Annotated in this window: 18 protein-coding genes and 1 riboswitch; of the genes, 11 read left to right on the top strand and 7 right to left on the bottom strand. The window is 64.8% G+C overall.

Annotation, left to right across the window (positions count from 1 at the left end; genetic code table 11):
• The first annotated feature begins 20 nt into the window (after positions 1–20).
• From BCUN_RS08245 to BCUN_RS12810, 4 genes are all read left to right on the top strand, one after another.
• On the top strand, positions 21–2,417 hold the full coding sequence (locus BCUN_RS08245) for a site-specific DNA-methyltransferase (RefSeq protein WP_202961096.1): 2,397 nt from the start codon (positions 21–23) through the stop codon (positions 2,415–2,417).
• A 13-nt stretch (positions 2,418–2,430) separates the two neighbouring features.
• Positions 2,431–5,265, top strand: coding sequence for a DEAD/DEAH box helicase family protein (locus BCUN_RS11550; protein ID WP_051920960.1), 2,835 nt, complete (start codon positions 2,431–2,433; stop codon positions 5,263–5,265).
• A gap of 104 nt (positions 5,266–5,369) precedes the next feature.
• Positions 5,370–5,759: a YPYG domain-containing protein gene (locus tag BCUN_RS13055; RefSeq protein ID WP_476559207.1), complete on the top strand. Its 390-nt coding sequence runs from the start codon at positions 5,370–5,372 to the stop codon at positions 5,757–5,759.
• Between the two features lie 60 nt (positions 5,760–5,819).
• A complete protein-coding gene (locus tag BCUN_RS12810) occupies positions 5,820–6,077 on the top strand; it encodes a helix-turn-helix domain-containing protein (protein ID WP_238552359.1) in 258 nt (85 codons plus the stop codon).
• A 144-nt stretch (positions 6,078–6,221) separates the two neighbouring features.
• On the opposite strand, the gene glnA is transcribed toward BCUN_RS12810, so the two are convergent.
• The 4 genes from glnA to BCUN_RS08275 form a co-directional block, all read right to left on the bottom strand.
• Positions 6,222–7,658, bottom strand: a complete 1,437-nt coding sequence (gene glnA, locus BCUN_RS08260; RefSeq protein WP_033516717.1) for a type I glutamate--ammonia ligase — start codon at positions 7,656–7,658, stop codon at positions 6,222–6,224.
• Between the two features lie 268 nt (positions 7,659–7,926).
• Positions 7,927–8,715, bottom strand: coding sequence for a DUF4191 domain-containing protein (locus tag BCUN_RS08265; protein ID WP_033516735.1), 789 nt, complete (start codon positions 8,713–8,715; stop codon positions 7,927–7,929).
• Positions 8,716–8,796: 81 nt separating this feature from the next.
• Entirely contained in the window at positions 8,797–10,272 is a 1,476-nt protein-coding gene (locus tag BCUN_RS08270) for a dihydrolipoyl dehydrogenase family protein (RefSeq protein ID WP_033516737.1), read from the bottom strand.
• Positions 10,273–10,370: 98 nt separating this feature from the next.
• Positions 10,371–10,976: a DUF3043 domain-containing protein gene (locus BCUN_RS08275; protein WP_033516718.1), complete on the bottom strand. Its 606-nt coding sequence runs from the start codon at positions 10,974–10,976 to the stop codon at positions 10,371–10,373.
• 91 nt (positions 10,977–11,067) lie between these two features.
• On the opposite strand from BCUN_RS08275, the gene BCUN_RS08280 reads away from it, so the two are divergent.
• Together BCUN_RS08280 and BCUN_RS08285 are read left to right on the top strand one after the other, a co-directional pair.
• Positions 11,068–12,435, top strand: coding sequence for a dipeptidase (locus BCUN_RS08280; protein WP_033516719.1), 1,368 nt, complete (start codon positions 11,068–11,070; stop codon positions 12,433–12,435).
• A 330-nt stretch (positions 12,436–12,765) separates the two neighbouring features.
• Positions 12,766–13,926, top strand: a complete 1,161-nt coding sequence (locus BCUN_RS08285) for a sensor histidine kinase (protein WP_033516720.1) — start codon at positions 12,766–12,768, stop codon at positions 13,924–13,926.
• Here BCUN_RS08285 and BCUN_RS08290 read toward each other — a convergent pair whose 3' ends face one another.
• The 3 genes from BCUN_RS08290 to BCUN_RS08300 form a co-directional block, all read right to left on the bottom strand.
• Positions 13,927–14,574, bottom strand: coding sequence for a response regulator transcription factor (locus BCUN_RS08290; RefSeq protein ID WP_033516722.1), 648 nt, complete (start codon positions 14,572–14,574; stop codon positions 13,927–13,929). It abuts the gene before it with no gap.
• 103 nt (positions 14,575–14,677) lie between these two features.
• Complete coding sequence (locus tag BCUN_RS08295) at positions 14,678–15,244, bottom strand: hypothetical protein (RefSeq protein ID WP_033516723.1); 567 nt, start codon at positions 15,242–15,244, stop codon at positions 14,678–14,680.
• Between the two features lie 294 nt (positions 15,245–15,538).
• The gene (locus BCUN_RS08300) at positions 15,539–15,877 is read right to left on the bottom strand and encodes a hypothetical protein (protein ID WP_033516725.1); all 339 of its coding nucleotides are present in this window, start codon (positions 15,875–15,877) and stop codon (positions 15,539–15,541) included.
• 236 nt (positions 15,878–16,113) lie between these two features.
• Between BCUN_RS08300 and BCUN_RS08305 the strand changes: the two genes are divergently transcribed.
• The 5 genes from BCUN_RS08305 (at position 16,114) to BCUN_RS08325 (ending at position 22,326) form a co-directional block, all read left to right on the top strand.
• Positions 16,114–17,205, top strand: a complete 1,092-nt coding sequence (locus tag BCUN_RS08305; RefSeq protein ID WP_152598138.1) for a peptidoglycan-binding domain-containing protein — start codon at positions 16,114–16,116, stop codon at positions 17,203–17,205.
• A gap of 10 nt (positions 17,206–17,215) precedes the next feature.
• The gene (locus tag BCUN_RS08310) at positions 17,216–17,890 is read left to right on the top strand and encodes an ATP-binding cassette domain-containing protein (protein ID WP_081895636.1); all 675 of its coding nucleotides are present in this window, start codon (positions 17,216–17,218) and stop codon (positions 17,888–17,890) included.
• Positions 17,887–18,972 (top strand): hypothetical protein, encoded by a 1,086-nt coding sequence (locus BCUN_RS08315; RefSeq protein ID WP_033516728.1) that lies wholly within the window; start codon positions 17,887–17,889, stop codon positions 18,970–18,972. The genes BCUN_RS08310 and BCUN_RS08315 overlap by 4 nt, the downstream gene beginning before the upstream one ends.
• Positions 18,973–19,004: 32 nt before the next feature.
• A riboswitch (TPP riboswitch) is annotated at positions 19,005–19,116 on the top strand.
• Between the two features lie 49 nt (positions 19,117–19,165).
• Positions 19,166–19,786 carry an ECF transporter S component gene (locus BCUN_RS08320; protein ID WP_034258593.1) on the top strand — a complete coding sequence of 207 codons (621 nt, stop codon included), beginning with the start codon at positions 19,166–19,168 and terminating at the stop codon, positions 19,784–19,786.
• Entirely contained in the window at positions 19,786–22,326 is a 2,541-nt protein-coding gene (locus tag BCUN_RS08325) for an ATP-binding cassette domain-containing protein (protein ID WP_033516220.1), read from the top strand. Before BCUN_RS08320 ends, BCUN_RS08325 begins: the two co-directional genes overlap by 1 nt.
• Positions 22,327–22,344 lie beyond the last annotated feature (18 nt).

The following is a 22,344-nucleotide window of genomic DNA, read 5'->3' on the forward strand; positions in this document are numbered from 1 at the left end:
TTCCTCCGCCAAGGCTTTCCATGCCCGATCAGGAATCCACGACCCCATGGGCTCGTGAAACACCGGGACGCATAGCGGTACAATATGGGCGTTTCGCCCGTATTGCCAATAAAATGACGGCGGAGTGTATTGTGACCAAAGGGAGTGCAGTGGTGAGTAGCCAGACCTCGCAAGCCGAAGTGCAGAGCCTTATCAACCGTGCCGTGAAGCTCGGCGATCCGAAGCTGGCCGCCGACATCAGGCAGTTCGCCTCGACCCGACAGTACGGACTTGTGTTCGAGCACAACCGGCCGGAACGCATGAGGCTGTACGGCAAGCCGGTCACGGCACGCGACGTCGTGCAGGTCCTGCCCCGACGCGGCACCGCCGAATCGGCGGAGAACCGCTCGCTGTGGCGCATCTCCGCACTGCATGACGGCAAGGCCGACCTGTACGCCTACGTGGCTCCCGACTACGCGGACAACGACGGGGAGCCGCGCACCGTCGACGTGTCCGACCTGGTCGCCGTGTCGGAATACGACCAGCCCATCTACGCGGGGCTCAGAGAGACCGGCCGTGTGGAGCACGGCGGAGACAAGCCCTACCAAGTCGTCATCAACGGCGAGAACTACCACGCGCTCGAGGCTCTGGCGTTCGCCTGCGCGGGCAAGGTCGACTGCATCTACATCGACCCGCCGTACAACACGGGCGCGAAGGATTGGAAGTACAACAACGACTACGTCGATGGTTCCGACCAGTATCGCCACTCGAAGTGGCTCGCGTTCATGGAACGCCGCCTGAAGCTCGCCAAGCGTCTGCTGAACCCCGCTGACAGCGTGCTCATCGTCACCATCGACGAGAAGGAATACACCCGTCTTGGATTACTCTTGGATAGCGTGTTTCCCGATGCCAATATTCAAATGGTGACCTCGGTTATAAGCAAGAAAGGGTCAAACCGAAGGAATGAATTTTCCCGCTGTGCCGAGTTTATTTATTATGTAATGCTTGGTGCAGCCGCGCCGATTTCCACTCCATCGGATATGAACGGAACGGGGAAAACGGCGACAACCGAGTTACCTGTTTGCTGGCAATATCTTAAACGAAGGGGATCGAGTTTGGGGGCATCCAGAAAAGGGCGTCCCGGACTGTTTTATCCCATCTTCATAAATCGATCGGACGGATCATTGCATTCCATCGGCAGCCCACTCCCGGGTGAAGTGGATCGTCATGATGTTATCTGTCCTTCGGGGACCTGGGCGGCATGGCCTTTGCGTCCCAATGGGGAGGAGGGCTGCTGGCAAGTTCAGCCTTCCAGGTTGCAGGAGCAGCTGGAAGAAGGCACTTGCTATCTTTCAGCAACAGATGAAAGCAAGGAAGCGGCTCAATTTCTATATTTAAAAGATAACGACCGCAAAAAAGTTTTAACAGGGCAGGTGTATATTCTCGGAAAGGAATCTAGCGGTAAATTAATTATTGCGCCGCAGGAGTCCTTGAACGAGGTACGTCCTAAAGATGTGTGGACCATGAATTCACACGATGCGACACATGGGACGAATATGATCAACTCGTTGTTAATCAATAGACGCTTTCCTTATCCCAAGTCCCTTTACGCAGTCGAAGATACCATCCGTTTCTTCGTAGCCGATAAGCCCGACGCACTCGTGGTCGACTTCTTTTCCGGTTCCGGCACTACGGCTCATGCCGTCATGCGTCTGAATCACCAGGACGGCGGCCGTCGCCGTTCCATTAGCGTGACCAACAATGAGGTGGGTGTGGAGGAGGCGAAGACCCTTATCAAGGCCGGTCACCGCCAAGGCGATTCTGAGTGGGAGGCGCGCGGCATCTGCGAGTACATCACCAAGCCCCGTATCACGGCAGCCATCACCGGAAGAACCCCCGATGGCGAGCCTGTCAAAGGTTCCTATTCCATTACGAAGGAGAGCTTCGAGTTGGACGAGGATGCGCAAGCCATTAGCAAGAAAACGGGCAAGCCGATTAAGAGAAACTACTACGTCAAGAAGCAAGTACCAGATCCGTCGGTGCGTGACCAGTTTCCCATGGCCGACGGCTTCGAGGAGAACGCCGTCTTCTACGACCTGACCTACCAGGACCCCACGGCCGTCAGGCTCGGCATGGCGTTCCGCGAGGTGGCGCCGCTGCTATGGCTCAGGGCCGGCGCACGGGGGCGTTGCATCATGGACGAAAAGCCGGACTGGGACATCGCCGACACGTATGCGGTCCTGTTCGACCCGTCCCGCGCCAACGCGTTCGTCTCCGAACTGGCGAAGGCGCCCCATGTCGGGCTGGTGTACGTCGTGACCGACGACGAGCGCCGTTTCGCGTCGGTGTCGGCCATGCTCGGCGGCCTGCCCGCCGTGCGCCTGTACGCCGACTACCTGCGTTCGTTCCGCATCAGCGCCGAAGGCGCCAACAACTGAAGGAGGAATGCCCATGAGGGCCGTTCTGAAGGACTTCCAGTCCGCCGCCGTGGAGAAGCTGTCGAGGTCGCTGCGCCGCATGACGCGCGACTACTGGGAAGACGGCCGCCTGTCGGCCACATGCCTGGCCGCGCCGACTGGCGCCGGCAAGACGGTCATGAGCGCCGCCGCCATCGAGACGCTGTTCTTCGGCGACGACGCGATGGCGTTGGACCCCGACCCGCACGCCGTGGTGCTGTGGCTGTCCGAGTCGCCCGCGTTGAACGAGCAGACCCGCAACCGCATCATGCAGGTGTCGGACAAGCTGTCGGCCGATTTCACCGATTACAGCATGCTGCACGTCATCGGCTCCGACTTCGCGGAGGAACGCCTGCGGCCGCGCAACGTGTACTTCCTGTCGAAGAACATGCTGTCGAGGAACGGCATCCTCACCCGTGGCACCGAGGCCACCTCGGGGCGCACGTTCTGGGACGTGCTGGACACCACCATCCGCGACCCGGAGCGCAACCTGTACCTGTTCATCGACGAGGCGCACCGCGGCCTGGGGCCGGAGGCCTCCGCCCCGTCCGACACGGCCACCATCTACGCGAACCTCATCGACGGATTCGAGGGGCGCGCCGCCATGCCCGTCGTGGTGGGCGTGTCGGCCACGCCGCAACGCTTCGTCGCGGCCATGCAGGAGAGAAACGACCGCGACTGCATGTCCCCCGTCAGGGTCGCCCCGTCGGACGTGCAGGAGTCGGGACTGCTGAAGGACACCATCGAGCTATACGTCCCCGACACCGACACGGCCGTGGAGCACCAGTACCTGACTCTCGCCTGCCGTCGCTACAACGAGGCCTGCGAACGCTGGGCCGCGTACTGCGTCGACAACGGCGAGCCGCCGGTGTCGCCCCTACTGCTCGTCCAGACGGCCGACCACATTTCCGACGGGGCACTGGCTGGCCTGTGCGACCAGATCTCATCCCTGGTCCCCGGTCTGAAGTCCCAGCTCGCGTTCGAAACCAGCTTCGCCAACGTGTTCGGCGAGCACGGGAACATCCGCGCCGGGCGCTACTACATCCCCTACATCCGGCCCGAGAACGTCCAGGGCGCGCGCCTCACCCGCGTGCTGTTCGCCAAGGAGGCCGTGTCGAACGGCTGGGACTGCCCGCGCGCCGAGGTGCTGTTCTCACAACGCACGCGCAAGGACCCGACGTATATCACCCAGCTCATCGGGCGCATGGTCCGCACGCCGCTCGCTCACCGGACCGACGACGGCATCCTCGACTCGGTGGCCTGCTACCTGCCGAACTTCAACCCGCAGACCACGCATGAGATCGTCGACTACCTGACCGGAAATGGCAAGGAGCCTGAAGCCGCCGTCGCCGGCAAGGACGGCGTCCTCGAGAACCCGCAGGACGTCTCTCCCGCCGTGCCCCGCGGCCGCGACGACTACGAGAGGCAGATGGCCGAATGGAGCGAGGCGGCGCGTGCCGCTTCGCCGGCGCCGTTGCCCGGCCTCGATGACCTGCCGGAAACCGAAGACGCCCCGGCGGCCACCACGGAACCCGAACCGGTCCCGGCATCCGGATCGGAACCTACGACCACACCGGAACCGAAGCCGGCTCCAAACCCCGAATCGGGACCCGTCAACCCCCTGTACCAGCCCCAGGCCGCGCCAAGGCCCATGCCGAGGCCCGAACCGTTGACCAAACGAGACTCGTCTTTCACGCCGGCAGAATGGGAGGGCATCAAGGCCGCCTACGACTCCATCCCGGTCAGGAGAAACCCGAAGAAGGCCCGCAACGAGTTCAGGTCCCTGCTCGACGCGGCCACGCTGATGGATACCACGGAACTGCTTCAAACCGCCGAGCACGATGTGGACGAACAGTTCTGCCGTGAGGTCGAGGGCGCCATCGCGGCCGAGCGCGAGGCGTACGACGCCAAGCGCGCCGAGATCGAGAACACCCCCATGGTCAAGATCATCCTCGACCGCCGCAGGAACCAGGAGGACCGGGAGAAGGGCGTCGCCCCGATCGACGATGACGGCATCGAGAAGGCCGCAGCGCCCGCCCGCAGGGAGTTCAGCGGCGACGAGCTGCCCAACGCCTACCAGCGGTTCTGCCTCGAACACGGCGTCGACATCGACGAGGCGAACCTGCGGCTCGCCACGATCGTGCGCACATCCGAGATCATGGATCGTCTGCGCAAGTGGGCCGCGGAATACCGCGGCGACCTGTTCGACGTGACGGCCCAGGGCGCCAGGATACAGCTGACCGCCGCGCGGAGGGAGGAGTACGAGCAACTGGAGCGCGAGTCGGCCAGACACCGGCTCACGCATCTGGCATGGCCCACGGCCACGAAGGTGGCCGGCGTCGGCAAGGCATGGCCGAGGCACATCGTGCAGCGCGACGACGGCCTGTATCCGCTGAAGCTGAACGCGGCGGAACGCCACGTCCTCGAGACCGAACTCGACCGTCCGTACACCGTCGCGTTCTACCGCAATCCCAGCAACAACTCGACGTACAGCTTCTCCATCCCGTACAACGCGTCCAACGGCAGGCAGGCCCTGAGGCCAGACTTCATCTTCTTCGTCCGCGACGGCGACGGCGTGATCCGTCCGTCGATCGTCGACCCGCACGGCGACTTCCTCGCCGACACGCTCGGCAAGCTCCGCGGCTACGTGGAGTACCTGAGGGAATATCCGGACGCGTTCAAATCGGCCGTTATGGTCGGCTGCCCGGCCAATGGCGACTACCGCACCCTCGACCTGCTCGATTCAAAGGTTCAAGATACCATCGACGGTTGGTCCGAGGTGGATACGAGGGGCCTGTTCTCCGGACCGTTGAGCCATCCGTACATGTGATCAGACCCTAGCATGTGAAAACGCCCGCACCTATGCTTCCGGCATGGATGCGGGCGTTTGCATATCAGTGCGACACATGGTCTTTTTACGAGATGCGATAGTCTTTGAAGGAAAGGAAGACAAATCTCCAGGCTCCGTTTAAATCGGATGCGCCAACGTCTCCGGTTCCGCCATCGTCCCGTCCACAGGCGTCATCGGATGACGCTGGACCGTTCTTCACGCTGACCATCACCTCATTCACGTTCGCCCGTGCTCTCGCAGCTACTGTCGGGTATGCCTGTTCGCCCACCACAACCGCGAACCGGATTCCGGGACTGTGCCGGACGGCGGGCGAGCAGGCATACCCGTACGGTTTCAAAGTGCCATGGACGTCCGGCAACAGTGGAGTGATGTTCACTGACGACGTCAACTGGACGTACACGTTCGAGGCGAACGTCACGAACATGTTCAACGCGACCGCCAAGAAGACCCCGTCGACTGCGCCGGCACGCTGAACGGACAGGACGTCCAAGTGACCGGCATCCAGTGACCCGAAGCGACGCATAGCCTCTGCTATGACGGAACCGAAGAAGACGCCCGAGTCCGAGAGCACTGCGGCCAGGCCGAAGAAGAAGCCCTACGTGCCCATCGAGCATCGACCGCTATTGGGCGTGCCGGAGGCCGCCGCGCTCACAGGACTGACCGAAGCGAACATCAGACTGGCCGTGGGCCGCGGCGACCTCATAGCCTGCTACGCCTACACGACCATCATGCGCATTCGACGGCGCGACCTGGACGACTGGCTGGAGTCCCTGCCGGAGGACTCGGCGTGAAACGCGCACGACCCCCACGCAAACCATGGCGGTTTGTGTGGGGGTCGTGCGTCCGAAGCCACTGCACAAGTGACTTATAAGTGACCTGAGCTATTCTGTAACTGCTGTTTTCCAACCGGCAGTAGGGCTCAGGAGCTGTGGCTATCAGATGTGGAAGTACAGCTCGTACTCGAGCGGGGTGGGCTGCAGGCGGGCCTGGTCGATCTCGCCGCGCTTGAGGTCGATCCACGTCTCGATGAGGTCGTCGGTGAACACGTCGCCGGCGGTCAGGAAGTCGTGGTCCTCCTCAAGGGCGTCGAGCGCCTCGGCCAGGGAGCTCGGCACCTGCTTGATGCCGGCATGCTCCTCCGGCGGCAGCTCGTAGAGGTCCTTGTCGACCGGCTCCGGCGGCTCGATGTGGTTGAGGATGCCGTCCAGGCCGGCCATGAGCTGGGCGGAGAAGGCCAGGAACGGGTTGCAGGACGGATCCGGCGCACGGAACTCGATGCGCTTGGCAGCCGGCGAGGTGCCCGCGAGCGGGATGCGGATGGCCGCGGAACGGTTGCGGGCGGAGTACACCAGGTTGACCGGTGCCTCGAAGCCCGGCACCAGACGGTGGTAGGAGTTGAGCGACGGGTTGGTGAAGGCCAGCACGGAGGAGGAGTGCTTGATCAGGCCGCCGATGTACCAGCGGGCCATGTCGGACAGGCCGCCATAGTTCTTCTCGTCGTAGAACAGCGGCTTGCCGTCCTTCCACAGGGACTGGTGGCAGTGCATGCCGGTGCCGTTGTCGCCGGCGAGCGGCTTGGGCATGAAGGTCGCGGCCTTGCCGGCAAGGGCTGCCGTCTCGTGGACGACGTACTTGTACTTCATCAGGTCGTCGCCTGCGTGCTGCAGGGAGTTGAAGCGGTAGTTGATCTCCTGCTGGCCGGCGCCGCCGACCTCGTGGTGGGCGCGCTCCAGGATCAGGCCGACCTTCTGCAGGTTGGCGACCATGTCGTCGCGCAGGTCCTGCGTGTGGTCCAGCGGCGGGACGGGGAAGTAGCCGCGCTTGACACGGTTCTTGAAGCCGATGTTCGGGGTGCCGTCCTCCTCGACGTCCAGGCCGGAGTTCCACGGGGCCTCGATGGAATCGACCTCGTAGAAGGAGCCGCGCATGTCGTTGCCGAAGCGCACCTTGTCGAAGATGAAGAACTCGGCCTCGGGGGCGAAGGAGGCGGTGTCGGCGATGCCGGTGGACTTGAGGTAGGCCTCGGCCTTGGCGGCCACCTGGCGCGGGTCACGCGAATAGGGCTCGTCGGTGAGCGGGTCGACGATGGAGAAGGCCACGTTGAGGGTCTTGTGCTTGCGGAACGGGTCCACGTAGGCGGTCGTGATATCCGGCACGAGCTTCATGTCGGACTCGTTGATGGCCTGGAAGCCTTCGATGGAGGAACCGTCGAACGGCATGCCCTCGTCGAAGGCATCCTTGAGGAATTCGCTGGCAGGGACGGTGAAGTGCTGCTGGACGCCAATCAGATCCGTGAAGCGGACGGAGACATATTCAATGCCTTCCTTGTTGATGAGGGCCTCGGCATCTGCCTTGGTTTCGAGTGTGGTCACGGGACCGCTCCTTTCGTAAAGTGCTTACGGTGTAACAGCTTAGGGCGGCGCGTTTCGCTCGCTCGAAGCTTGCGTTACGAATATGTTTCGGCCCCGGCCCATCCTGCCGCCGCGGTACGGCGAAACCCTTGGCATTCCAGCGACTGTGCGGCGGCCGCGGTACTACGGCCGGGCATGCGCACCCCTTGTGCACAATATGGAACGCAATACGCAACAGGCGTCCGCCGATCGCTCGACGGACGCCTGTTGCCTTGGAAAAGAACCCGATTTACTTGCCGCGCATGGCCCGCTTGGACATGTGCTGCATGCGCATCGGGTCGACGCCCTTGGGGATGCCCATGCCGTTCTTGCGCTGCAGGGTGCGCAGACGTTCGTTGAGGGTGATGAGCTGGTCCTTGGTCATCATGAAGCGGCGCTTCTTCTTGATGGCGCGGGAGAGCTTGCCACCGCTGGTGTTGGGGAAGTAGGTGCGCTTCTTGATCACCGTGTTGCGCAGGTCCCTGAGCTTGACCTGCTTGGGTCCGTTGCCCACGCAGATGCGGTACACCGGGATGGACGAGCCTGCGGTGACGCCCTTGATCAGCTTCTCCTGGCGGTCCATGGCACGCATCACGCGTCCGTAGTCGCCCTCGCCGACCAGGTAGATGCCCTGGTACCCGGTGCCGCGCCAGACGGCGTCCTGGGTGCGCGGGTCGACCCATACCGGTTCTTCGGGGAAGTCGTAGCCGGCGCGCTTCATATTGCCCAGTACGCTGATGGCGGCGCCCGGACGGCCTTCGAGCTGGCGGAAGCCGACGGCATCGGCGCGGCGCGTCAGGACGATGGTGGCCAAGAGCAGGCCGATCATGAGTGCGAGGATGACCGAGGTGACCCAACCGAACCAGTTCCAGTGGAAGACGAAGCCCAGGATGATGCAGATGACCACCGGCAGTGCGAGGGCGCCGCCGAAGAGCCACGGCAGGGCCCTGTCCTCGCGAGCCGTGAACTGGTAGACCTGCTTGATCTGGGAGAACATCCCGGGTTTCTTCTGCTTGGGCTGTTCTTGCTTCGATGCCATGGGGCGCCTCACTTCGATGCGTTGGGGACTGGTGGACACAAATAGGGTTTCATTCTAGCAGCATGCGCGGTCTGCCGCCGCTCAGCGGGTGTGCAGGGGACGGCCGTCCGCCTTGAGCAGCGTCTCGCCGATGATCTCGCTGAAGGTGGGGTGCGGATGGATCTGGCTGGCCGCCTGGTGCAGGGGGATGCGGTCGGCCACGATCTGCTGCGCCTCGGCGATGAGGTCGGAGGCGTCGGGTGCGACGACGTGCACGCCGAGCACGAGCTCGTCGCCGCCGTCGGCCGGCCTGCCGCTGACGATGGAGAAGGAGCCGCCGGAAGCCGCCATGACCATGCGTGCGTTCGCCATGACGGGGAACAGCGTCTCGCGCACGTCCGCATACCGGCTGTCCGCCCTGGCTTCGGCGAGGGTGAGGCCGACGGTGGCGAACTCGGGGGTGCAGAACACGACGTTGGGCACGTTGGCGTCGACGACCGGCGCGGCGTCGAGTCCCGCGATGTGCTCGGCCAGTGCGATGCCCTGTGCGAAGGCGCGGTGTGCGAGGGCGCGGCCGCGGGTGATGTCGCCGATGGCCCAGATGTGGTCCCGGCTGGTGCGCCCGAAGTCGTCGACGGTGACGAAGCCGTCGGCATCGAGTTCGATACCCGCCCCGGCGAACCACGGCTGCGAGGTGTTGGGGGAGCGGCCGATGGCGACCAATGCCAGTTCCGCGGCCATGGTGCGTTCGTCCTCCTCGCCCTCGACCCGGTAGTGGACGGTGGCGCCGAGGTTGTCGCCGGTGTCGACGCCGGTGACCTGCGTGCCCTTGACGATGGTGATGCCGCGGCGCTTGAGTTCGCGGTTGAGTGCCACCGCGGCGCGGTGGTCGGCGTTCGACAGCACGTTGTCCTTGCGGATGAGCAGCGTCACGTCGCAGCCTGCGGCATTCCACATGGAGGCGAACTCCAGGGCGATGGCGCCGGAGCCGATGATGATGGCATTGTGCGGGAAGGTGTTGAGGGCGAGCGCCTGCGTCGAATCGATGAGCGCACCGTGGAAGGGAGCGTTGGGCAGCGGCCGGGGGGAGGAGCCGGTGGCCACGATGACGTCGCCGGCCGTGAACGTCACGGTGGCGTCGAGCTCCTCGAAGCCGCCGTCGTGCGCGAAGAGCCGCACCGTGTCCTGGCCGTCGGCGGGGGAGACGGTGACGCTCCGCTCCGCGCTGACTGCGGCGTCGCCCTGCACGACGGCGATGCCGCGGTAGGCGAGCAGTCCGCGCAGTCCTTCGGTCATGCGCGTGACGGTGCCGTCACGGAACTCGCGCAGCTTGCCGAAGTCGATCTCCTCGACGGAAGCCATGATGCCCATGCGTGCGCCGTCCTCGACGTCGGCGATGGTGCGGGTGGCGGTGATGAGCGCCTTCGAGGGGATGCAGCCGCGGTTGAGGCAGGTGCCGCCGAGGGTGCCGTCGCGTTCCACCATGACGACCGACTTGCCGAGTTCCGCCGCCCGCAACGCGGCGGAATACCCTGCGGTGCCCGATCCGACGATGGCGATGTCGTATTGCTGTTCCAACTGATGTTCCAACGGGGCCTCCTTGCTGGATTGGAAACGTGGTGGGGATATGAAAAAGGAACGGCATCATGCCGTTCCCTGCACAGTGCGCCAGCCGCTCACTCGGGCCAGTGGCCGCGCTTCTTGTAGCGCGGCTTGGGCAGGCGCCAACGGCGCATCTGGATGGCGCGGCTCCACGCATAGGAGCCGGTGCGCATGCCCTTGGCGACCGCCTGCTCGCCGTACTTGGCGACGAGCTTCTTCTTGAGCTTGCTCCACATGACGACGACGTCGATGATGATGGCGAAGAGGTAGACGTAGAGGATGACCATGAGGATGAGCGTGACCATCGGGTTGGGCCACACCGCGGTGAGGATGACCGAGGCGATGAGGATCACCAGGGCGACGGGGATGAAGAACTCGCCGATGTTGAAGCGCGCATCCACGTAGTCGCGCACGTAGATACGCCACGGCAGGCGCTCCGCCTTGGGCATCTTGTTGATGTCGCCGGTACGCATCGCCTCGTATTCGATGTTCTCGCGCTCGCGCATGCGCTGCTTGGCGCGCTTGCGGGCCGCCGCGCTGTCCGCTGGAACCAGGGGGCGCAGGTTCTTTGCCTGGGCATCCTTGCGCTTGGGGGTGGGCCGTCCCTTGCCATCCTGCGCGGCCTGCGCGTCGGCGGACTGCGCAGCCGTGGAATCCTTGTCTTGCTTCTGCTCTGCCATGGCGCTCCAGTCTACGGTGACATCTCGACGCGCACCCTACTACAATGGGCGACTGGACAACGCAACCGACACATCGTGGAAACGAGGGCACATGGAACTGACCGAAGCACAGCTGCGCGCACGCGTGGACGCTGACTGGGACGACATCCTCGCCGTGCTGGGCAGGCGCATCGAACTCAAGCCTATCTCCGCACAGGGCATCACCGGCGAGCACATGCGCGCCTCCGCCGAATACGTGGCCAAGCTGCTGCAGGGCGTCGGCGTCGACGCGCGCGTCGCGCAGTCGCACAACCCCGACGGCACCCCCGGCGCTTGGGAGGTCGTCGGCTCGAACGTGGTCGACCCCGACGCGCCGACCGTGCTACTGTACGCCCACCACGACGTGCAGCCCGTGCCGGACGCGTTCGCCTGGGACACCGACCCCTTCAAGGGCACCGTGGTCGGCGACCGCCTCTACGGACGCGGCGCCTGCGACGACGGCGGCGGCATCGCCATCCACTACGGGGCGCTCAAGGCCCTCGGCGACGACCTGGGCGTGAACATCAAGGTCTTCATCGAAGGCGAGGAGGAAATGGGATCGCCCAGCTTCATCCCCTTCATCGAGGAACACCGCGACGAATTCGAAGCGGATGTGATCATCGTGTGCGACTCGGGCAACTGGGCGCCCGACGTGCCGTCCCTGACCACCAGCCTGCGCGGCAACGCCACCTGCGACGTGCACCTGCGCGTCCTGGAGCACCCCGTGCACTCCGGCCAGTACGGCGGCCCCATCCTCGACGCCAACACCCTCGCCGCCATGCTCATCGCCTCCATGTACGACGAACAGGGCGAACTGGCCATCCCCGGCCTCGAAGGCGGTGAACCCATCGGCGGCCTGCAGCGCGACCTCGACGAAGTCAACCTGCGCGCCGACGCCGGCGTGGCCGACCCCTACCGGCTGGCAGGCACCGGCTCACTCGCCTCACGCCTGTGGACCAAGCCCAGCGCCACCGTCATCGGCTTCGACGCCCACCCGGTCGACGGCTCCTTCAACGTGATCAGCCCCGAAACCACCTTCCGCATCTCGCTGCGCGTGGCCCCCACCCAGGAACCGCACGCCGCCATGCAGGCGCTCGCCGACTTCCTCGAATCCCATGCGCCCTTCGGTGCCGAGGTCAAGGTCACGCCGCTCGAAGCCGGCATGGGCTGGGCCATGGACCCCGACTGCACGGCCACCAAGGACGCCATGGCCGCCCTCGAGGAAGCCTTCGGCGTGGCACCGGTGAACAAGGGCGAAGGCGGCTCCATCCCCTTCATCCCCGAGCTGCAGCGCATCTTCCCCCACGCCCAAGTGCTCGTCACCGGCCCCGAGGACCCGAAGTCCAACGCGCACAGCCCCAACGAGTCCGTGAGCGTCTCCGGCCTGCGCAACGACGTGGTGGCCGAGGCGCTGCTGCTGGACAAGCTGGCACGGGCCTGAGATGGTCATGGGGTGTCCACGAACGGCGTCGTGGACACCCCACCGGTTGGGATTTCCGTTATGGTGGGGATGGTTGCCTGTTGCCCCAACCTGAAACGGGCCAAGAGAAGGAAGGGAATGACATCATGGCTTTCATGGCTTCGATTCTGGTGCACCTCTTGGCGTGCTCTGCCGTCATGGCGCCCGTAGCCCCTGTGACACAGGTGTCTGCACAGTCCCAGGTGAGCCGGCAGACGAGTGTTGCTGTCTCCGCACGTGGATGCGCATCTTGGATGCACGCATTGGGTCTCTGCTGATCAAACGGGCGGTGCAACAAGGAACGAATGAGCAATGGGGATGAGAACAGTGTGGGCAGCTACCAAGATCGGTTTGACACATCCATACAGATTGGCCGTTATCGCAGCCACATTGTTCATCGCGACAAGCAACCTGTATATGTCGCCTAAGCCGGGCATTCCGGCCATTGTGGCATTGGTGGCCGCCTATGTGCTGTCCGTGATGGCGTATTGGTTCCCGACGCCATGCTGCGTGATCCTTCTGGCATTCACGTGCGTCGGCGAATACGCCGTACCGATGTTCGGACTCTACGATCCTTTCTTCATGTACTTGGGCGTCGGGTTGCTTGCCTACGAAACCACGAACGCGTCGGCAGCCGTCATCTGCCTGCTGATGTGCCTGTACACGGTGGCTGAAGGATTCCTGAGGCCGGAGGCATTGACGTGGTACGGGGTCTTGGCATATACCACGCTCTTCCTGTTGCTCACTCTCATGGGCTGCGGGTTGCGCTGGAACCGGGAGCGCGCCGAGGAACTGCGCACAGCACTTCACGCACAGGCCGAACTGTATGTGCTGAAAAGCCGCCAACAGCTGGCGCTCCAGTTGCATGACGGGCTCTCCCGGCATCTGGGAGTCATCTCGATGGCAGCCGAGAGCGAAGTCAACAGGGGCGGCGCGGATGCGGGGGCGTGGTCGTTGGTGGCCGACTCCAGCCACGCGGCATTGCTCTCCCTGCGCGACATCATCGACCTGCTTGAACAGGACCAACCCCAGGACGGCATGGAAGCCATGGGCGTATTTGAACGCAAGATACGCCATGAACTGCAGGAAGGTGACACGTTGCTTCATGGGCATGGCTTCAAGGGCAAGTCCAGGATGGAGGTGCGCAAGGGAATCGCGGCCATGCCATCCCGCTCGGGCAGCCTGCTGCTCACGACGGTGCATGAAGCCTACACGAACATCGCCAAGCACGGCGAGCCCGGCATCCCCTATGCCATGCTGGTGACCATCGGACCGGAAAGCGCCGAGATCTCCTACCATAACGGCATTGCCGAGCACGAGGACCATGAGGCTGTGCCGGGAGGCCATGGGCTGACCTTGACGGCTAAGGTCATCGAGGACATCGGCGGCAGCGTCACGCACGAAGTACGGGAAGGCATGTGGCAAGGCACCGTCGCCCTTCCGGTGGCTCCCCAACCCCAGTCCGCGGCATGATTACTTTCGAGGCTGCCGGCTGCCGTCACGGAACTCCAGGACGCCCGTGGCCTCGACATGGTGGTGCTTCCGCCGTATGTTCTGGATGTGCTTGTGCACGGTGGCGACGGCAATGTGCAAGGTGCGTGCCACCTTCTTGGCATTGCCGTCCGACGCCACGTATTCGTCCAGGACCTGCTGTTCGCGTTTCGTCAGGGGAAGGACATCCTCATCTTGGCGCAGCAGCGTCTGCTGGGCCTCGCTGGGCGTGGGGAATCCCGGCATCGGCTGTCCGTTCATCACCGAGGCAAGGGTCTGGACGACATCGTCGAGTTCCTCCTTGTGAAGGAGCCCCTGGGCGCCGGCGGCGATCAGCTTCCTGCGGTAATGGTTGGCGGAGAAACTGGTGACGCCGAGTACGGGGACGGTACTGTCCTCCCTCCGAATCCGTGCGCACAGGTCCACGCCGCTATGGTCTCCAAGGGACATGTCAAGTACCACCACATCCGCGCCGACACAGCGGTCCACTGCATCGTCTTCCTGTCCGTCCAGTACATGGATTGCAGCAGTAGGAAACCATTCGCGAATGCTCTTGCACAGGTATTTCGCGCTCCATGCGTCGTCTTCCACCACGACGATGGATATCCGCCTGCCTCTTGGATTGGTCATTGGCCGTTGTCCCCTTCTTGTTTGCGCATGGGTCTGGGTGGCACCCCACGTTGCCACCCAGACCCATTATATGCCATCATGTCTTGGTTGTGTATCGCCGCAATCACCCGAACGGTTTCCAGGACTGTTCGGGCGTCGAGAACAGCGTGCTGCCGTTGGCGACCATGCAGGTCACGACGGCCGGATCGTCCAGCGAAATGGTATAGAACTTGTCCGGGTCCTTGGTCACATCCGTACCGGACTCATACTGCTGGGACAGGTCCTGGTCGTAGGCCGCCTTCTCCTTGCGGTACTGGGCCACGGTGTAGGAGGTAGGCGCCGCTTTCGAGCGCTGCAGACAGTCCACGGTGGCTTCATCCGGGTCGGTGAGCATGTCCGGATTGGCAGTCGCGTACCGGTACATTTCGTCGACGGATATCGTGTATTCCATGAAACAGGTGCTGGTGTCCTCGCTGACCTTGAGGTCCTGCTCCTGCGTCAGGCCATTGGTGTCGGTGGTGAACACGGGACTGTACAGGCCGTTGCCGTACCGGACTGCTGGCGGCGCGTTGTATCCCTTGTCCACGACGCACTGGCGGTAGTTGCTCCATGCCTGCTCGTAGTCCGCGGCACTGACCACCCCGTCATGCTCCAAAGCCCTGCGCAGCATGTCCACTTGCGTTTGCGCCATGGGGGACGCAGAGGGCTGGTTGTCGATCAGGTCCTGTATCCGGTCCGAGAAGGAACTGGCGACCCGTGTGCCGGTTGCAGCGGCTGAGGAGGTAGCGGCCGGTGTACTGCCGGCGCCGCCATCCTGTTGCCCGCAGGCGCTGAACACACAAAGCAAGGAAAGTGAAATAACCAGTGCTGTACAATGTCTGGGTATTGAAGTCGCCATATGTCCTCCAGATGTGTCTTTCACAAACGATGGCATGGCGCGTTTTCCGCAATTGTCAAAATTCGGAAACGCGCCATGTGGAATGGTTTACAAGGTGGTGTAGTAGGCGTAGTCGCCAACCGTGGACTGGCCGCCAGTGATTGAGACAGCACAAGTAGTGCCGTGGTTGGTCGTCATCTCGCTTTTCTGACCGTTCTGAGCTGCAATGCATCCCATGGAATTGCTGAATGAGTAAACCGAAATGGAAGACTTCGTTGCTGTGACGCTGTAAGAGCCCGAGTAGAAACCTCCGTTGATGGATCCACTAGAGACCGGATAGTATGTCGCACTGGCAGCATGGGCCACATTGGTCACGCTGAATGCCAGACCGAGTGCCAGCAGGGTGGCGCCGGTGGCACGTGCGGCTTTGGCGAGGGTGTTGCGCATGGCCTTTTCCTTTCTGTGTCGGGGGCGGTCATCGTTGACCGGACCGTGGTTTGCATTATGTGGCCCACCATGCCGCAAGCGCAAGCGCTCTACCGATTTTTGGTAGAAGCCGGCGTGTCGTCTACACAAAACGTGTAGACGGCTTGCCGGGGAGGGTGAAAACGTGCCACAATGACCCGAAAAGACCGTGCGCATGGATGCGCCGGAACAGGGACACCAAGGGAAACGGGGATGTCATGCGGAACCGCACCAGGGGAGGAGAATCGCGTCGTCGTGCGCACACGACGCCATGGACATGGGTGCTGCTCGCGGCCATCGTGGCGGCGGCGCTGGCGACTGGCGCCTGTGCACTGTGGCTGCCGGACCGCGCGCCGTCGGTGCTGGGGGAGGCGAGGGTCGTGCAGAGCGCGCCGGCGAGCGCCCAGCAATACGCCGGCCAACAGCAGGTGAACCTCGTGCCGACGGTGTCGGGCGACCGTGAACTGCTCGGCAATGCGGGCGGCGTGGTCACGGACAACTGGGCGAACGGTTCGCTCAGGTCGGGGTCGCGCACTTACCAGGTCAACGACCGTGCCGTCGTCGCCCTGCATACGGCCACGCCGCTCTACCGGGACCTGAAGACCGGCGACCGAGGCGAGGACGTGCTCGCCCTGAACAACGAGCTCAACCGCCTGGGCTACAGTTCTGCGGCCGAATCGGACACCTTCAACTGGGCGACCGGCCAAGGATGGCGCCAGCTCATGATCGACAACGGCAACGCCCCCGGTGACGGCGAGGAAGTGACCATGGCCCTGGCGGACACCCTTTGGATTCCGCAGGACGTGGTGGACGTGGCGAACTGGACGGCCCAGCAAGGCACGAACGTGACGGCCGGCGCGGCCGTGGGCGTGGTGCCCGGCGGCCTGACGAAGCTCACGATCCGCGGCGGCCAGCCGTCGGACAAGGACCGCACCATCACCGTCTACGGCGTGACGTCCACCCTGCCGGCCGGCAGCGTGGACGTCACCGACGCCGAGACGCTGCGCCAGATCGCCGCCACCGAAAGCTACCAGTCGAAGAGCGCCGAGGAGCGTGCCGCCGGCATCGACGCGACCGTCACGCTCAGCGACCCCATCGACACGCTGCGCGTACCGGCGGCCGCCGTGTTCGCCGTGGACGGCTCGTCGGGTTGCATCGCCGTCGACGAGGCAGGCAAGGCCACGTCCATTCCGGTCGAGATCATCAGCGGCGAGCTTGGCGCCAGCCTGGTGCGCCCGGACAGTGGTGGCACGGACGGCATCACACAGGTGATCGTCGGCCCGCGCCTCAACGCGCTGGGCTGCAAGTAGGGGGGTGGCCATGGAACTCGTGGTCAAGGACCTCGCCCACCGCTTCCCCGGCACCGACCTGCTGTTCGAACACCTGAGCTTCACGGTGGAGCCGGGCTCGACGGTGGCGATCTGCGGGCCGTCCGGCTGCGGCAAGTCGACCCTGCTGTCGCTCATCGCCGGCTGGGAGAAGCCGGTGGCGGGCAGCGTGGAACGCCGGGGCATCGCACGCACCGGCTGGGTGTTCCAGAACCCGTACGGGGTGCCGGCACGCAGTGCGCTCGACCATGTGGTCTTCCCGCTGCTGGCCAAGGGCATGACGCGCGCGCAGGCCGCGCCACGCGCGCTGGAGGCGATGGCGCTGTTCGACCTGGGGTATGCGGCGGAGCGTTCCTTCGCGGACCTGTCCGGCGGCGAGGCGCAGCGGCTCATGCTGGCGCGCGCCGTGTGCTCACGGCCGGACCTGCTGCTCGTGGACGAGCCGACCGCGCAGCTGGACACGCGCACCGCGCACTCCGTCAGCCACGTGCTGGGAAACCTGGCGGGGCAGGGCATGATCGTGCTCGTCGCCACCCATGACGCGGATACGCGTGACGCCTGCGGACGCGTGATCGACCTGGCACAGTACGCGCCCGCCGACGACGAGGACACGACCACGCTCGACGACCTGCCGACGGTCGACGCCGCACGGGAGGTGACGCGATGAGACTGCGTTCGATCCTGTCCGAAGCGATGCGCAACATCGGCACCGGAACGGCGCACGCATTGCTGCTGTTCGTGCTGGTCGCACTGTCCGGCACGCTGTTGGGCGGCTACGAGGCGGCCACGGTGACGGCACAGGAGCGTGAGGCTCTGACCCGTGTGCAGGCCTATGCGGACGTGGACACCGTGGTCGGCGGCACCGTGGACGGTGCCGCCTGCGATGCGCTCGCCCAGGATGATGCCGCCTTCGGCCAGTCGGGTGCCCTGCGCGCCGGCGACGAGGTGGCGTTGGCGTCCACGCCGGGCAAGGTGCTGCAGACCTACGAGGTGACGCCCGGCATGCTTGCCTTGGTGGCCGCCGGCACGTCGTCCGGGGCGGAACAGGTGGACGCCTCCGGCGTGTGGGTGCCACAGGACGTGGCGAACGATTTCGGCCTGGTGCCGGGCGCAAGCGTGATGACCGACCACGGCGCCATGGACGTGGCGGGCGTGTACGAATGGCCCAACGACGGACGCGACACGCGGTTCGCCTACACCTTCCTGGTGCCGCAGTCCACGACCGACGGCACCTACCATGAATGCTGGGCCAAGCAATGGCCGCATGCGGAAGCCAACAGCCAACTGCTGTACGCCACACTCGTCGCCGGACAGGGGCAGACCCAAGCAGGCATCATGGCCATCAACAAGGGATTCGACTCGCATTACGACGCAGCCGCTTCCTACGTGCAACGCGTCACCCGGTGGATGCCATGGCTGGGGCTGGTCCTCGGCGTGGCCATCGGCGTGCTCGCCGTACGCCGCCGCCGGCTCGAATACGCCGGCGCCCTGCATTCGGGCCAGTCCAAAGGTGCACAGCTGTGCGCCATCGCCATCGAAGCCTTCGTCTGGGCGGGACTCGGCGCGCTGTGCGCCTGCGCGCTCATCGTGTCCCTGACGCAGCGCACCGCACCGGTGGACGCGTGGGCCGTCTGCGCCACGGCCCTGCGCACCCCATTGGCAGTGGCGGCAGGTAGCGTGGCGACGGCTGTACTGACCGGCCTGACGATCCGCCAGTCGCAACTCTTCAAGCTGTTCAAACGCCGATGACTGCGCCTGGGTCATCCGCTTGCCCTACAATCGACAATCGACACGGGGGCTGGTGCATCGCACCGGCTGAGAGGGGCTCATGCCCCGACCGATTGAACGTGAATCCGGACAATGCCGGCGCACGGACGTCGTCGATTCCCGTGCCTTCATCCATGTGGGAAAACCACTGCAGAGAACAGAGAAAGGCACACTCATGTCAGCTTCAACCATCGAAGCGAAACCGATCCTCAAGTGGCGTGTGGTGGACATCGCCGTCGCATCCGTCATCGGCGTCGCCTCCGCCCTCATCTACTGGGCGGTCGCATTGCTCACCTCCGCACCATGGAGCGTGCTTGAGGCAGCCATCCCCGGCCTGGCAGGCATCTTCAACGGCCTGTGGCTCTTCGCTGCCCCCCTCGCCGCCGTCATCGTACGCAAGCCTGGCGCAGCCCTCTACGCGGAAGTCGTCGCCGGCGTGCTCGAAGCGCTCATGGGCAACATGTGGGGCGGCGTCGAGACCTTCCTCATAGCCGTCGTCCCGGGGCTGGCCGCCGAGATCGCCTTCGCCGTCTTCGCCTACCGCAAGTGGAACCTGCCCGTCACCGTCCTCTCCGGCGCACTCGCCGGCGTCGCCTGCTGGGGCTACTCCTTCTTCACGCACCTGCAGGCCATCGACCTGGCGGGTTCCTACGGCATCGTCTATCTGCTCACCACCGTCGCGTCCGGCGCGCTCATCGCCGGCGTCGCCATGTGGTACCTCTACCGCGCCATCGCACGCACCGGCGCACTCGACCAGTTCGCCTCCGGACGTGAAATGCGGCGCAAGGCCAACTGATGAACCATGAGGCACGTGCGGCCGGCGCCGCAGTCACATTCGACCGTTGGGGCTACCGGCACGCCTCACGCAATCACTTCGCCGTGCGCGGACTCGACCTCGAGATCCGCGCCGGCGAACGCGTTCTGCTGCTCGGCGCTTCCGGCATCGGCAAATCCACCATCCTCGAAGGCGCCGCAGGACTCCTCGGCGAAGTCGTCGCCGAAACGCGCGTCGATGCCGACGGCACCGCCATCAGCGAGGACGCCGACGGCGGCATCACCGAGGGCCGCATCCTCATCGACGGCACGGACACACACCGGGCACGAGGCAAGGTCGGCCTCGTCCTGCAGGACCCTGACGCGCAGGCCGTCTTCCAACGCATCGGCGACAACGTCGCCTTCGGCCCCGAAAACCTCGACGTGCCACGCGAACGAATCTGGCAGCGCGTGCAGGCGTCCCTCGACGCGGTCGGCCTGGGCGGCCTCAAGCTCGACCGCTCCGTCACCCACCTGTCCGGTGGCCAGCTGCAACGCCTCGCGCTTGCCGGCGCCCTCGCCATGGAACCGGACGTGCTCCTGCTCGACGAACCCACCGCCAACCTCGACCCGGACGGTGTGGCGCAGATCGTGGGCGCCGTCGGCGACGTACTGCTCCGTACCGGTTCCACCATGATCCTCGTGGAGCATCGTGCCGACCGGTGGATCTCCATGATCGATCGCGTCGTCGTGCTCGGACTTGCCACGGACGGGGCGCGCGCCGCCACCACCCAGCATGGCTACGAGGAGGAAATCGACCGCACCGGCTTTTGCAACACCGTGGTCGTGGCCGACGGCACGCCCGACGAGGTCTTCAATGACCCCACGCTCGACTTCGCCGAGCTGGGCATCTGGGTGCCCGAGGCCTACCGGCGTCCCGGCGACCGCATCGAACGCATCCACACCGACGGGGAACCCGGATACGAGCCGAACCTCGGGTCCGGCGACGTCGTGCTGTCCACGCAGGAACTCTCGATCGGCCGTGCCGGACACGCCATCGCCGAGCACCTCGACCTTGATTTCCGTCCCGGACAGATCACCGCACTCGTCGGAGCCAACGGCGCCGGCAAATCCACGCTTTCGCTCACCCTCGCCGGATTGCTCGCACCGCTCGGCGGACAGGTCGTCGCCGGCGCCGCACTGGCGGACGGCGCCCGGGGGAGCGACCCCATCGAATGGACCTCCCGGCAGCTCGCCTCCCGCATCTCCTACGTCTTCCAGAACCCCGAACATCAATTCGCCACGTCCAGCGTCCTCGATGAAGTCATGCTCGGTCCCCGGCGCACCGGACTCAATGAAGACACCGCACGGAACCGTGCCATGGAGCTGCTGCGCCGCTTCCACCTGGCCCAGTACGCGAACCAGAACCCGTACACGCTCTCCGGCGGCGAGAAACGGCGCCTCACCGTCGCGGCAGCCTTGGCTGCCGCACCACGCGTCCTCATCCTCGACGAACCCACCTTCGGACAGGACCGGCGCACCTGGATGCAGATTGCACGACTCATCCACTCCCTGCGTTCCGACGGGGTGAGCATCATCGTCGTCACCCACGACCGCGACCTCGTCACCGCGCTCGGCGCACGCGTCGTCGAACTCGTGCCCGGCGAGGGCGAAGGCGAGTGGACGGCGGGGTGTGCCGACGCTACGGTCCCACCAAGCGATTCGCCGGACGGACTCTGGACAGTCCAGGAACCGTTGCCGGACGCCACCGTCGTGCCGGTCAAGGCCATGGGGGAACGGGCGGACGACATCAAACCGTCCAGCCGTTCGCCATTCTTGGCGTCCCTCAACCCCGTCTTTCGGCTTTTCGGTGCCTTCCTCGCCTCGTTGCCGCTGCTGCTCAGCCTCGACTGGGTCTCCGCTACGGTCGCACTCGGGCTCGAAGTGGTGTTCCTCATGGCCATCGGCTTCACCCCCTGGCGCATCGTGCGCTCCACCTGGCCCATCTTCATCGGCGCACCCGGCTCCGCACTCGCCGTGCTTCTCTACGGCAAGTCCGGCGGCGACACCTGGTGGCAGTGGGGCTGGATTCATGTCACCGACCGGTCGGCCGAATTGGCACTCGCCACGGGCATTCGTATTCTGGCGATTGGCATTCCCGCCATCATCGCCGTGCTCGGCATCGACGCGACCGACCTGGCGGACGGATTCAGCCAGATCCTTCACCTGCCTGACAGGTTCGTGTACGGCGGCCTGGCAGGCATGCGGCTGTTCTCCGTGCTGCAGGACGACTGGGCGGCACTGACCGCGTCGCGCCGTTCGCGCGGTTTGGGGGACGACAGCAAGATCAGGTCCTTCTTCCCGCAGGCCTTCGCGTTGCTGGTTCTTTCGATCCGCCGTTCGACCACCTTGGCGGTGGCGATGCAGTCACGCGGTTTCGGCGGCGCGGGACCGCGCAGCCATGCGCGCGTCAGCCACGTGCATGCGCGCGACTGGTGGTTCCTGACGGGGTGCCTGGCCATCCCGGCGGTGGCGCTGGTGAGCGCCGTATGGGCCGGGACCTTCAGCTTCATGGGCAATTGACGGTCGTTTTGCTTATGA

Source organism: Bifidobacterium cuniculi, from assembly GCF_000741575.1.
Taxonomy (GTDB): domain Bacteria; phylum Actinomycetota; class Actinomycetes; order Actinomycetales; family Bifidobacteriaceae; genus Bifidobacterium; species Bifidobacterium cuniculi.

Coding starts and splice junctions, on each gene's coding strand:
- BCUN_RS08300 (WP_033516725.1), bottom strand. CDS start 15,877: ATGCGCAACACCCTCGCCAAAGCCGCACGTGCCACCGGCGCCACCCTG.
- BCUN_RS08325 (WP_033516220.1), top strand. CDS start 19,786: ATGAACCATGAGGCACGTGCGGCCGGCGCCGCAGTCACATTCGACCGT.
- BCUN_RS08245 (WP_202961096.1), top strand. CDS start 21: ATGCCCGATCAGGAATCCACGACCCCATGGGCTCGTGAAACACCGGGA.
- BCUN_RS08320 (WP_034258593.1), top strand. CDS start 19,166: ATGTCAGCTTCAACCATCGAAGCGAAACCGATCCTCAAGTGGCGTGTG.
- BCUN_RS08275 (WP_033516718.1), bottom strand. CDS start 10,976: ATGGCAGAGCAGAAGCAAGACAAGGATTCCACGGCTGCGCAGTCCGCC.
- BCUN_RS08280 (WP_033516719.1), top strand. CDS start 11,068: ATGGAACTGACCGAAGCACAGCTGCGCGCACGCGTGGACGCTGACTGG.
- BCUN_RS11550 (WP_051920960.1), top strand. CDS start 2,431: ATGAGGGCCGTTCTGAAGGACTTCCAGTCCGCCGCCGTGGAGAAGCTG.
- BCUN_RS08285 (WP_033516720.1), top strand. CDS start 12,766: ATGGGGATGAGAACAGTGTGGGCAGCTACCAAGATCGGTTTGACACAT.
- BCUN_RS08315 (WP_033516728.1), top strand. CDS start 17,887: ATGAGACTGCGTTCGATCCTGTCCGAAGCGATGCGCAACATCGGCACC.
- BCUN_RS08290 (WP_033516722.1), bottom strand. CDS start 14,574: ATGACCAATCCAAGAGGCAGGCGGATATCCATCGTCGTGGTGGAAGAC.
- BCUN_RS12810 (WP_238552359.1), top strand. CDS start 5,820: ATGACGGAACCGAAGAAGACGCCCGAGTCCGAGAGCACTGCGGCCAGG.
- BCUN_RS08265 (WP_033516735.1), bottom strand. CDS start 8,715: ATGGCATCGAAGCAAGAACAGCCCAAGCAGAAGAAACCCGGGATGTTC.
- BCUN_RS08305 (WP_152598138.1), top strand. CDS start 16,114: ATGCGGAACCGCACCAGGGGAGGAGAATCGCGTCGTCGTGCGCACACG.
- BCUN_RS08310 (WP_081895636.1), top strand. CDS start 17,216: ATGGAACTCGTGGTCAAGGACCTCGCCCACCGCTTCCCCGGCACCGAC.
- BCUN_RS08295 (WP_033516723.1), bottom strand. CDS start 15,244: ATGGCGCAAACGCAAGTGGACATGCTGCGCAGGGCTTTGGAGCATGAC.